General features: G+C 71.7%; 10 protein-coding genes. 6 read left to right on the top strand and 4 right to left on the bottom strand.

The genetic code is table 11. The annotated features are described in order from the left end of the window. The first annotated feature begins 7 nt into the window (after positions 1–7). From DFP74_RS09180 to DFP74_RS09170, 3 genes are all read left to right on the top strand, one after another. Positions 8–1,003, top strand: a complete 996-nt coding sequence (locus DFP74_RS09180; protein WP_121181298.1) for an ABC transporter ATP-binding protein — start codon at positions 8–10, stop codon at positions 1,001–1,003. 48 nt (positions 1,004–1,051) lie between these two features. Continuing rightward, on the top strand, positions 1,052–1,906 hold the full coding sequence (locus DFP74_RS09175; RefSeq protein WP_121181297.1) for an ABC transporter permease: 855 nt from the start codon (positions 1,052–1,054) through the stop codon (positions 1,904–1,906). A gap of 128 nt (positions 1,907–2,034) precedes the next feature. Continuing rightward, positions 2,035–3,336, top strand: a complete 1,302-nt coding sequence (locus tag DFP74_RS09170; protein ID WP_233570891.1) for a sensor histidine kinase — start codon at positions 2,035–2,037, stop codon at positions 3,334–3,336. Between the two features lie 24 nt (positions 3,337–3,360). On the opposite strand, the gene DFP74_RS09165 is transcribed toward DFP74_RS09170, so the two are convergent. Beyond that, positions 3,361–4,107, bottom strand: a complete 747-nt coding sequence (locus tag DFP74_RS09165) for a hypothetical protein (protein ID WP_121181295.1) — start codon at positions 4,105–4,107, stop codon at positions 3,361–3,363. A gap of 451 nt (positions 4,108–4,558) precedes the next feature. Here DFP74_RS09165 and DFP74_RS09160 point away from each other — a divergent pair, with 451 nt between their 5' ends. Beyond that, positions 4,559–5,662 carry an IS630 family transposase gene (locus DFP74_RS09160; protein WP_121181294.1) on the top strand — a complete coding sequence of 368 codons (1,104 nt, stop codon included), beginning with the start codon at positions 4,559–4,561 and terminating at the stop codon, positions 5,660–5,662. On the opposite strand, the gene DFP74_RS09155 is transcribed toward DFP74_RS09160, so the two are convergent. Continuing rightward, on the bottom strand, positions 5,659–6,150 hold the full coding sequence (locus DFP74_RS09155; protein ID WP_121181293.1) for a hypothetical protein: 492 nt from the start codon (positions 6,148–6,150) through the stop codon (positions 5,659–5,661). The genes DFP74_RS09160 and DFP74_RS09155 overlap by 4 nt on opposite strands. A gap of 465 nt (positions 6,151–6,615) precedes the next feature. Continuing rightward, positions 6,616–7,194, bottom strand: coding sequence for a gamma carbonic anhydrase family protein (locus DFP74_RS09150; RefSeq protein ID WP_121181292.1), 579 nt, complete (start codon positions 7,192–7,194; stop codon positions 6,616–6,618). A gap of 382 nt (positions 7,195–7,576) precedes the next feature. Between DFP74_RS09150 and DFP74_RS09145 the strand changes: the two genes are divergently transcribed. Further along, positions 7,577–8,806 (top strand): cell division protein DivIVA, encoded by a 1,230-nt coding sequence (locus DFP74_RS09145; RefSeq protein WP_121181291.1) that lies wholly within the window; start codon positions 7,577–7,579, stop codon positions 8,804–8,806. 130 nt (positions 8,807–8,936) lie between these two features. After that, positions 8,937–9,386: a GNAT family N-acetyltransferase gene (locus DFP74_RS09140; RefSeq protein ID WP_121181290.1), complete on the top strand. Its 450-nt coding sequence runs from the start codon at positions 8,937–8,939 to the stop codon at positions 9,384–9,386. On the opposite strand, the gene DFP74_RS09135 is transcribed toward DFP74_RS09140, so the two are convergent. Further along, complete coding sequence (locus DFP74_RS09135) at positions 9,377–11,176, bottom strand: MDR family MFS transporter (protein ID WP_370013361.1); 1,800 nt, start codon at positions 11,174–11,176, stop codon at positions 9,377–9,379. The genes DFP74_RS09140 and DFP74_RS09135 overlap by 10 nt on opposite strands. Between the last annotated feature and the right edge of the window lie 162 nt (positions 11,177–11,338).

Genomic DNA, 11,338 nt, shown 5'->3' with positions numbered 1-11,338 from the left:
TGGGGACATGACGACGGACAACAGAGACCAGGCCCAGGACACCCCCCGCGACACCGCCGACGGCGCGGCCGTCGTGGTCCGCGACCTGCACCAGCGCTACGGCTCCTTCGAGGCGGTCAAGGGCGTCTCCTTCGAGATCCGCCCCGGTGAGCTGTTCGCCCTCCTCGGCACGAACGGCGCCGGCAAGACCACCACGATCGAGACCCTGGAGGGTTTCCGGCGCCCCAGCTCCGGAACCGTGCGCGTCTTCGGGCAGGACCCCTACGGCCAGCCCGTCGGTGTCCGTGAGCGCACCAACGCCGTCCTCCAGGGCAGCGGCCTGCTGGAGGACCTGACCGTCCGGGAGACCATGGCCCTGGCCCACGACCTGGCCGCCGACCCCCGACCGGTCGCCGAGGTCCTGGAACAGGTCGGCCTCACCGACAGGACCGGAGTCGCCGTGCGGCAGCTCTCCGGCGGGCAGAAGCGCCGCCTGGACCTGGCACTGGCCCTCATCACCAAGCCCGAGGTCCTCTACCTCGACGAGCCCACCACCGGGATGGACGCCGAGGGCCGTGTCGAGACCTGGCGGATCATCCAGGGCCTCAAGCAGAGCGGGACGGCCGTCCTGCTCACCACGCACTACCTGGAGGAGGCCGAGCGGCTCGCCGACCGGCTCGCGATCATGCACCGCGGCGAGGTCCGCGTGGAGGGCGTGCTCCAGGAGGTCCTGGCCGGCTGGGGCGACCGGGTGAGTTTCGTGGTCCCGGACGAGGTCGGCACGGGCGACCTGCCCGCCGTCCTGGGCGCCGAGGCGGTCGTGGAGACCTACGACCAGGAACTCTGGGCCACCTACACCGTGACCGAGGGCGACATGGCCGAGCGCGCGCACCACGCGGTCGCCGCGCTCCTGGCGTGGGCCGCGGGCCACGGCATCGTGCTGCGCCGCCTCCAGGTGCGCGGCGCCTCCCTGGAGGACGTCTTCCTCCGGGTCGCCGACGGCGCCGCCGACCTCGTCGGCTGACCCGACCCGCCCGTCCCCCGACCCCGCCAGACCCGAGGAGAGACCACGATGAACACGACCACCACGCGCCCGGCCGACGCTGCGCCGACCCGCCGCCGGGCCCCCGGAGCGGTCAAGCAGATCCTGCGCCTCACCCGCACGGAGTTCACCCTCTTCGTGCGGTACAAGACGGCCTGGATGTTCCTGGCCCTTCCCGTGTTCTTCGCCTTCATGGCCATGCAGATGCCGAACGACGAGGTCATCGCCGGCTTCGGCGCGGGCGACCTGGCCACGCTCAGCTCCATCGGCTCCATCAGCCTCATCCTGGGCATGGGCCACGCCTCGAACGTGTTCACCGCCCGGCGGGAGTCGCTGGCGCTCAAGCGTTTCCGTGTCAGCGGGGTGAGCCAGCCGGTGATCTTCGGCGGCGTCATCGGGGTCGTGACGATCTTCTCCCTCGTGATCGCCGTCCTCATCGGCGCCTTCATCGCGGCCATGCCGGACGGGTCGCTGCCGCGCGACCCGCTGATGCTGGTCCTCGCCGTCGTCCTGGGCGGCGTCGCCTTCTCGCTCATGGGCCTGCTCGTGACCCCGCTGGCGCGCAACGCCGAGAGCGCGCAGCTGGCGGTCATGGTGCCGATGATGATCCTCCTCTTCGCGGGTGGCGGCATCATCCCCCTGGAGATCCTGCCCGAGAACGCGCGACAGCTCTTCAGCCTGATCCCGTCGGTGCCACCGGGCGAGCTCGTGCAGGCCGCCTACACCGGCTACGACGTGTTCGGCGGCACCGCCGGCGCCGAGCCGAAAAGCTACCTGGGCCTGTGGATCGCGGCCCTGCCGTCGATCGGGCTCATGCTCGCCTGGATCGCGGTCCTGGCGCTCGCGGTGCGGCGGTTCTTCCGGTGGGACCCGCGTCAGCCGTGACCACACCGCCCAGCCGGGTCGGACCCGGCCCCGCGACCTCGACTACGCTCGTCGGGCGGCTGCGCACGATGGAGCCGCCCGCGGCCCTGCGAGCCCCGGCCGCGAACCGATCGACGAACGGAGCCGGTGTGGACCAGGACGAGGCGGTGCCCGGTTCCGCTCCCGCCACCACCGTGACCGCGGTGCCCGATGCGAGGAACGACCGCAAGCTCCGGATCTCGCGGCGCATCATCATCGTGTCGATGAGCCTGCTGCCCCTGGTCATGGTCTTCTGGCCGCTCCAGGAACTCGTGCTCGTCGCCGACCATGACGGCTTCTCCGCCTGGCGTTCGGCCGTGGCCGTGGCCGTCGCGGTTCCGCTCGCCGGCCTGCTCTTCCAACTCATCAGGAACCGGATCGGGCTCGACGGCGGAACCCTCGAGGGTCCCCCCTGGATGTACTGGGCGTCGCTGGCCCTGGTCCTGCTCTGCGCCGTGCTGCTGCAGAATCCGTTCAGCATGATGCTCACTCTGGGCACCTGGTGGTGTGTCGGAGTGTTCATCGGTTCGCGCAGGCGGGCCTGGCTGGTCACGGTGGGACTCCTGGTCATGCCCTGGCTGCTGTCACCGTTCATCCCCGACGTCGACTACGTCCTCTACGCTCTGGTGTGGGCCGGGTCGTCCCTGTGGTCGGTCTCCCTGGCGGGCGGCTTCCTCGCCTCGATCTGGCTGTGGGACCTGACGATGGACGCCGTGCTCGGCCAGCGGGCGCGGGCGCAGCTCGCCGTCAGCGAGGAGCGTCTGCGCTTCGCCCGCGACATGCACGACCTGTTGGGACACAGCCTGTCCGCGCTCGCGGTCAAGTCCGAGCTGGCCGGCCGGCTGGTGGAACGCGCTCCGGACCGCGCGATCGCGGAGATGGCGGAGGTACAGGACCTCGCCAGGCAGGCCCTCCAACAGGTGCGGTCGGCGGTCAGCGGCTACCGGGAGGTGGACCTGGCGGCCGAGGTGCGGTCGGTGCGCGAGGTGCTGCGCGCCAACGGCACCGAGGTCATCGTGACCGGCCTGGAGGGCCTGGAGGTCCCCGCCGACAAGGCCGGGCTGGCGGCGTGGGTGGTGCGTGAGGGCGGCACGAACGTCCTGCGGCACAGCGACGCCACCGAGTGCGCCATCGGCTTCTCCGTCACGAAGGACGTGGCGTTGGGGTCGGAGACTCTGGTGGTGGAGGTGTTCAACGACCGGATCCGTCATCCGGGCAAGGCCGACGGGCTGGCCTCCGGCAACGGGCTCTCCGGGCTGTCCGAACGCGTGGCCATGGGCGGGGGCGCGCTCTCCGCGGCCCGCACCGGGGACAACGGCTTCCTGCTCCGCGCCATTATCCCGCTCGGCAGGCCTGGACCCGTGGCCGCCGACGATCGGGCGCGCCGAAAGGGCCCGGCCGCCGACGACTGACGGCCGCCGCCCGCCCGGTGCCGGTCAGGGGGTGCCGACCGAGGCGAAGGCGGCGTCGATGTGCGCGGTCACCTCGTCGCCGCCGGAGGTGTTGACGCCGAGCATGAACGCCCCGGTGTCCTCGTCGACCTCCACGAGCAGGAAGCGGCCGTAGACTTCCTCCCCGCCCTCGGTGCCCACGGACATCCCGAACGCGGGTGAGCCGCCGACCTCCCTCTCCCCGGAGGGGTCGACCCACGGCGTTCCGCCACTGGTGAGCAGTGGTCCCGCGGCCTCCAGCGCCAGGCGCGCGGCGGCGCCGGGCAGCGGTTCGAGGGCGTTGAGCTCCCGTGTGCCCGTGACGATGAGCGCGGCGGGGTCGTCGTCGGAGCCGTGGACCGCGTACGAGGTGTACTCCTCGGGGACGTCGGCGGCGTCGAGCTGGTGCCATCCCTGGCCCGGGAGCGTGTAGGCGAGATCGTCGCCGCCCACGGTCACCGGGTCGGCCGAGCCGTCGGCGCCGCCCTGGCCGCCGTCGCCCGCGGACTCACCCGTCCCGCTCTCCGCACCGGCGTCCGCCTCCTCGGACCCGGTACCGGACAGCGGACCGCCGTCGGACAGGAACCAGCCCAGGCCGGCCGCCGTGACCAGCAGGAACAGGACGGTCACCGCCAGCGCGACCGTCCGCGTGACCCGCTGTGCGGGCTCGCTCCCGTCGACGCCCCGCACCGGGCCGCCGGATGCCGGTCTCTCCGGGCCGCCCCGCCGTTCCCACGTGTCCGAGTCGTCCATGTACCGCTCCTGGAAAGCCGATCCTCGGGACGCGTGCGTGCGTCCCCACAGGAGTGACTACCCGTCGGCGGCCGCCGCGCCGCGCGTGCGCCGTGGCCGGAACAGGACGCCCGGGCACCGGTGGAACTGACGCTCTCCTGACGCCCTGCGCGCTAGGAGCCCGCGAGCTCACCCGAAAGCCCGCAGAAGGACACGGCCTGGGCGCCCGCTCTCGTGCGCCCAGAGCGCCGTCGGCGAAGCTCTCGGGCCTCTAGGGCGTGTAGGACGGACACTCACCCTGCTGCGCGACGCCCCAGCGGCACCCTCACTGCGTTCTCATCAGTCAACAGCCACACCAGGATGCTTCCTTCTTCGGCCTTGCGAGGCCACCACTGGAACACCGCTCGCGACGGGCGGCATCCGTCATACACGCCCTAGTGTCCTGATTGGTTATTTCGTTTATGGTTGTGGGATGAGTGCTCCTGGACCGAAGCTGCCGCCGCTGGAGCTGAGCGATGAAGAACGCGCCGAGCTCCAGCGGTGGGTCAGACGACGCAAGACCGCACAGGACCTGGCCTTGCGGGCCCGGATCGTGCTCGCCTGCGCCCAGGGCCTGTCCAACGCCCAGGTCCGCCGCGAGGTCGGGGTATCTGCGCCCACGGTGACCAAGTGGCGCCAGCGCTTCATCGCGCACCGCTTGGACGGCCTGACCGACGAACCAAGGCCGGGACGACCGCGCACGATCACCGATGCCCAGGTCGAGGCGGTGGTGGCCGCGACCCTGGAGAGCACACCCGCCCCTGACACCCACTGGTCCACGCGCTCCATGGCCGAGCACACCGGCATGACCCAGAACGCGGTGTGGCGCATCTGGAACGCCTTCGGCCTGCAGCCCCACCGGCAGGAGTCGTTCAAGATCTCCACCGACCCGTTCTTCATCGACAAGGTCCGCGACGTGGTGGGCCTCTACCTGGACCCGCCTGAACGGGCGGTGGCTCTGTGCGTGGACGAGAAGTCCCAGATCCAGGCGCTCAACCGCACCCAACCGGTGCTGCCGATGATGCCCGGCACCCCCGAGCGGGCCACCCATGACTACGTGCGTGCCGGGGTGACCAGCCTGTTCGCCGCGCTGGACACCGCCACGGGCCAGGTGATCACCTCCATCCACCGCCGCCACCGCGCCATCGAGTTCAAGAAGTTCCTGGCCAAGATCGACCGCGAGGTCCCCGCGGACCTGCAGGTGCACCTGATCCTGGACAACTACGCCACCCACAAGACGGCCGAGGTCCGGCGGTGGCTGGTCCGCCATCCCCGGTTCCACCTGCACTTCATCCCGACCAGTTCCTCCTGGCTGAACCTGGTCGAGCGGTGGTTCGCCGAGATCACCAACCGGCTGATCCGCCGCGGTACCCATCGCAGCGTCCAGGCCCTGGAGAAGGACATCCGCGCCTGGGCCGCGTCCTGGAACGAGAATCCCCGACCCTATGTGTGGACCAAGACAGCCGAGGAGATCCTCGAATCCCTCGCCTCGTACTGCCAACGCATCAGCAAGCGAACTAACCAATCAGAACACTAGTGCGCCCAGAGCGCCGTCGCGGGTGGCGGCGGAGCCGACGGCAGCGGGACCTCGATGGCGAGCGGGTGCGCCGACCAGGGCAGACCGGGAACCGACAGGGGAGCGGTCAGGGACCGCGGTTCCGGCACCAGGGCCGATCCCGGCGCCGGCGCGGCGGTGTCGGACTCCCGCTCGTCGGGCGGGGGCGGAGCCGGGTCGGGGCCCCGGCCCGGCACACGCGAGGGCGGACCGGTCGGTCCGCTCGGTCCCGGCGGTCTGGTGGGTTCGTCGCCACGGCCCGTGGGGTCCGCGTCGGCCGCCGTGGCCGTGGCCGCGGCTGCTCGGGCGTGGACGGGGGCCAGTCCCAGGACCTGGTCGATCTCGGCCGGGCCCAGCGGACGGTCGGCGTCGGCCACGGCGATGAGGACCTCCGCGTAGAGCTCGATCTCGTCCAGGGCGACGTGGTCGTGCAGGGAGAGACGGTGGTGTGGGGGAACGCCGCTGGTCATCGGGTCCTCCCGGGGATACTCCGAAGCGCACGCTGGACAAGGGGCGGGGCGAGGCGGATCCGTCCATGGGGCAGCGCCACCGGGTCTCACCTCCCCTGCATTCTGGGCCAGGCCCCTGGCCCGCCCCGGCGAGGGGGCCACGGGTGTCCGTGCCGTTCGGCGAGCCGAGCTCATCGGACGGTGAAGCGGCGTCGCGCGAGCGGGTGGGCCCCGATACGAGCGGGGACGGACCGGACGCGACGGAGACCGGACCACGGGACGCCAGCTCTCCCAGGCTACGCGGCGGCGCGGCGCGACCGCATGACCCAGGAGGACCAGTGCGGGCCCCACCCGGGTTAGCCAGGAGGGCCTACCCGGGCGGGAGGACCGGTGCTTTCGGGCCCCTGAGCGGCGGGAACGCGCCACCGGGCCGCCGGCGGGTCCGCTCCCGGCGCCGCTCCGCGGCCGGAAGGAACCCTGCCGCGGTCAACGCCAGACGACGTCCTGGTGCCGTCCGGCCAGGTCGGCGTAATGGGTCGGCGTGTGCTCCAGGACCAGGCGGTCGTCGTCGCCCAGGTCCCGGATCACCTTGCCGGGCATACCGGCCCACAGGGTGCCCGGGGGGACGGTCTTGCCCGGAGGCACCAGCGATCCCGCCGCGACCAGCGCGCCCTTGCCGACCCGCGCGCCGCCCAGGACGATCGCGCCGATGCCGATGAGGGCGCCCTCCTCCACGACCGCGCCGTGCACCATGGCCTTGTGGCCCAGGCTCACGTGGTCGTGCAGGATCGCGGGCTGCCCCGGGTCGGCGTGCATGCCGCACTGGTCCTGGATGTTGACCTTCTCGCCGACGATGATGTCCTCGGTGTCGGCGCGCAGCACCGACCCGTACCAGACACTGCTCTGCGCGCCCAGCCGCACGCGGCCGACCACGACGGCGCCGGGTGCGATCCAGGCGGTGGGATGAATCTCCGGCCGCCCGAACGGCGCTTCGCCGATCCGCGGCCCCCACGGCCCGTTTCGGCGTGAATCGTCCGCCGAGGTATCCGATTCGTGGTCGTTCATGCGTCGCCTCCGTGTGTTCGTGGTCCCCGGGGCCGGTGAGACTCACGGGAAGTTGACCGGTCCGCCCCCGTACGGGGATGATCGCGCATACCTTAGTAAGAACGTGACCAGGGTCCGCACGGCGATCTACCCTCTCGCCCTCTTGACGCGGCGACGCAGTGCGTGCCTACCTTGGTCGTTCGGACGGTGTCACGACGTTACGCCTCGCACGCGACCAGCACCCCCCACTGACCGCGGCCGGGCGGCGAATGGGACACCCGCGTGCGGTCAACGCTTTGCTGGAGCCCGTGGGTGTTCTTGTGACAAATGGGTACGGGGCAATTCTCACCTTCTGCGACGTGCAGTCAAACGGTGTTAAGGACAAGAAAGGCACATGAGCGATATGTTGCCGGGCGGCGGACTGCAGCAAGACAGGTTCCCGACAGTGCGCAAGGGCGGCTACGACAAGGCGCACGTCGACGACTACTACGTCCGTATGGACAACCAGTTCAAGGACATGCGCGAGCGCCTGCAGCGCATGGACGACGAGCGGGAGCAGTACAAGCGCGATCTGGCGATCGCTCAGGAGAAGGCCCAGGTCAAGCCTGAGCACGAGCAGATCAGCGAGCGCATGGCGGAGATCCTCCGGATCACCGAGGAGGAGGCCCAGGAGCGTCGCTCCAAGGTCGCCGCCGAGGTCAAGGAGAAGGAGCAGAAGGCGCAGGAGGAGATCGCCAAACTCCGCAAGGACGCCGAGCAGCACGCCGAGCGGATCGTGTCCTCCGCGCGCGAGGAGGCCAACCAGATGGTCGCCAGCGCCAAGAAGGAGACCGACCAGCTGCGCGAGCAGGCCAAGGCCGAGGGCGACCGCCGACTGAGCGAGGCCGAGGCGCGGGCCAAGAAGATCCACGACACGGCCGACCGCAGGCTCGCCACGCTGACGGCGACGCACGCCGAGGCCCTGCGCCGCCTCAAGGACATGCACTCCACGCTGGCGGACCTGGTCTCGGCGGAGGACAAGGCCGGCGCGCTGGAGACCGGGCTCTCCCGTGAGGAGGCGGGAGCCGAGGCTCCGGCCGCGACCTCCGGTCCCACGCCCGCGCCGGCGGGTCCCGGCAGGCCCGGGGGCGCCAAGCCCGCCGAGCCCGCGAAGCCGGGCGACTCGGCCAAGCCGGCCGCCAAGGCCGAGCCCGCGCCGAAGGAGGAGGCCACCACCAAGCTGACTCCGGTGCAGCAGGAGCCGGACGAGGCGACCGTGCGCATCAAGCCGGTGGCCAGGCCCGAGCAGCCCGCGCAGGAGCCGTCGAAGCCGGACGCGCCCCGGGGCGGCGACGCCAAGGCCGGACCGCCGCAGGGAGGCCGCGTCGCGGGTCCCGCGCCGGACCGGCAGCCGTCGGGCCCGCAGCACCCGCACTCGCCCCAGCAGGGGCAGCAGGGCCAGCAGGGACCCCAGGGCCAGCAGGGACCCCAGGGCCAGCAGGGCGGACGGCCGGGCCGGCCGGCGTCCGGCAGTGGTGAGGACGGCGGTGACCCGGGCATCACCGGTGTCTACCGGCGCCCGGAGGGCGAGCGCGAGCAGTCCGCTCAGCCGCCCACGAGCGACGAGGGCGTGCGGGTCATCCGCAAGCCGTAGGGCGAGCGCGTCGAGCGCGTCGACGTGACGAAGACCGGGGCGGGGACTCAGTCCCCGCCCCGGTGTTTTGTGGCCTGTTGTAGGCCGACGTCCGCCTTGTCGCAGGCTGTCGGCTACGATGCCGTCAGCCATGATTATCCGCGCGGCCATTCGGTCGGACCTCGGCGCGATCCTGCGGCTCCTCCGTGAGCTCGGCGACGCCGACCACTCGCAGAGCGCGCACGTCCGCATGTCCTCCGCGGCCGTGCGCGCTTGGACGCGTATGGAGAACGACCCCGACCGCACGATCCTGGTCGCCGAGCAGCGCGGGCAGATCATCGGGACCCTGGACCTGCTGGTGGTGGCCAACCTGACCCACGACGCCCAGCCCTGGGCCGTGGTGGACAACCTGGTGGTCGACCCCCTGACCCGGGGCCGGGGCATCGGCCGCGCCCTCATGGACGACGCGGTCGACCGCGCGGCGCGCGCCGGCTGCTACAAGGTCGAACTGCTCTCCCACGAGAGCCGCCACGGTGCGCACCGCTTCTACGCCGCCCTGGGCTTCGAGAACTCGGCCGAGGGCTTCCGCCGCTACCTCTGAGCGTCGGGGGCCGGTTCCGCTCCCGGGGCCGGTTCACGTTCCCGGGCCGGTTCCGAGACCGCATCCGCATCCGCTTCCGGCTCCGGTTCCGTGGCCTTTCCGCCGCGCAGCGGCGTGCCCTTCATGAACGCGACGGCGATCAGGCCGAGCACCGCGACCGGGATCCCGGTGACGAACACGCCCTGCATGGCATGGTCGAAGGCGCCCACGATGACGTCGCGGACCGGGCCCGGCAGCGAGTGCACCAGCTCCGGCGACCCGGTGGCCGACTCCGCGGCCTCGGCCAGTCCGGCCGAGAGCGCCTGCGCCTGCGCGTCGCCTCCGCTCCCGTCGGCGTCGCCGGCCGCCACCCGTGCCCGGGCGGCCTCGGCCGCGGCCGCCAGTTCGCTGTTGAGGCGGGTCACCATCACCGCGCCGAACGCGGCGACACCGGTGGCGCCGCCGAGGTTGCGGAAGAATGTGATCGAGGCCGTGCCCGAGGCCAGGTCCGCGGTGGGCAGCGCGCTCTGCGTGGCCAGCAGCAGGATCTGCATGCACAGGCCGAAGCCGAGCCCCACGAGCGCCTGCCCCGCGACGACCGCCGTCAGCCCGGAGTCCAGGTGGGCCAGGCTCAACATCGCGAAGCCCGCGACGCACAGGAGCATGCCCGCCACCGGGTAGATCCGCCACCGGCCGGAGCCGCTCACCGCGAACCCGGAGCCGATCGAGGTGACCAGGAACGACCCCACGAGCGGCAGCGTCATCATGCCGGAGACCGTGGGGCTCATGCCGTGGACCATCTGCAGGTACTGCGGCATGTAGATGATGAGGCCGAACATCATCACGCCCACGGCGACCGACCCGATCGAGGAGAGCACGAACGTGCGGTCGCGGAACAGGCGGGTGGGGATGATCGGCTCCGCGGCCCGCCGCTCCACGGCGACGGCCGCCAGGGTCAGCGCGACCGTGCCCGCGCCCAGGGCGTAGGACGGCACCGAGTTCCAGTCGAACTGCGTGCCGCCCAGGCTCAGCAGCACGATCATCGCGCTGGCCGCGCTGAAGATCAGTCCGGCGCCGAGCCAGTCGACGGGCACGCCCCGGCGGGGCACGAAGGGCACGTTGAGCATGATCTGGATGACGACGAAGGCCACGACGGCCAGCGGCACCGTGATGAGGAAGCACCAGCGCCAGCCGAGCGGGCTGTCCACGAGGAAGCCGCCGACCAGCGGTCCCAGGACCGTGGACACTCCGAAGACCATGCCGATGAGTCCGCCGTAGCGGCCGCGCTCACGGGGGGAGACGACGTCGCCGAGGATGATCATCGGCAGCGTGGCCAGACCGCCCACGCCGAGTCCCTGGAGGGCGCGCGCGGCGATGAGCGTGTTGACGTCCTGCGCGAAGCCCGCGGCGAGCGAGGCGACGATGAACACGACGAGGGCGATCTGGAAGAGGAGTTTGCGCCCCCAGATGTCGGAGAGCTTGCCCCACACCGGTGTCGAGGCGGTCATCGTCAGCAGCGTCGCGGTGGCGACCCAGGCGAGGCGGTCCTGGCCGCCCAGTTCGCCCATGATCGTCGGCAGGGCGGTGCCGATGATCGAGTTGGTCAGCATCGAGGTGAGCATGGCCAGCACCAGGCCGACCATGATCCGGCGGACGGTGCGCCGCGAGGGCGCGGCGGGCTCGGGGGTCGCGGCGGCCGCGGGGCCGTCCGGAAGCGGCAGGGCCCGGTCCCGGCTACGCGCCGTGTCCGGGGGCGGGATGTCCGCGAAGGGCCCTTCGGATCGTTCCGTCCGTTGAGTCGACTGCTCCACCTGGTCCCCCGATCCTGGACGCGCGAAAAGCCCCGCGGCGCAAAGCCGGGGGCGACGTCCTCTCACAGGTATATGTAAACGCTGTTGACTCTGTCAAATCGGTATCTGTCTGCCCGTTTCGGTAGGCGTCCGGCTCCGACGGGTGCCAACCTGGAATCCTGG

The organism is Nocardiopsis sp. Huas11, assembly GCF_003634495.1.
Classification (GTDB): domain Bacteria; phylum Actinomycetota; class Actinomycetes; order Streptosporangiales; family Streptosporangiaceae; genus Nocardiopsis.
This window is presented reverse-complemented; position numbering and strand designations above follow the sequence as displayed.

Coding starts and splice junctions, on each gene's coding strand:
- DFP74_RS09175 (WP_121181297.1), top strand. CDS start 1,052: ATGAACACGACCACCACGCGCCCGGCCGACGCTGCGCCGACCCGCCGC.
- DFP74_RS09165 (WP_121181295.1), bottom strand. CDS start 4,107: ATGGACGACTCGGACACGTGGGAACGGCGGGGCGGCCCGGAGAGACCG.
- DFP74_RS09140 (WP_121181290.1), top strand. CDS start 8,937: ATGATTATCCGCGCGGCCATTCGGTCGGACCTCGGCGCGATCCTGCGG.
- DFP74_RS09145 (WP_121181291.1), top strand. CDS start 7,577: ATGTTGCCGGGCGGCGGACTGCAGCAAGACAGGTTCCCGACAGTGCGC.
- DFP74_RS09160 (WP_121181294.1), top strand. CDS start 4,559: ATGAGTGCTCCTGGACCGAAGCTGCCGCCGCTGGAGCTGAGCGATGAA.
- DFP74_RS09155 (WP_121181293.1), bottom strand. CDS start 6,150: ATGACCAGCGGCGTTCCCCCACACCACCGTCTCTCCCTGCACGACCAC.
- DFP74_RS09150 (WP_121181292.1), bottom strand. CDS start 7,194: ATGAACGACCACGAATCGGATACCTCGGCGGACGATTCACGCCGAAAC.
- DFP74_RS09180 (WP_121181298.1), top strand. CDS start 8: ATGACGACGGACAACAGAGACCAGGCCCAGGACACCCCCCGCGACACC.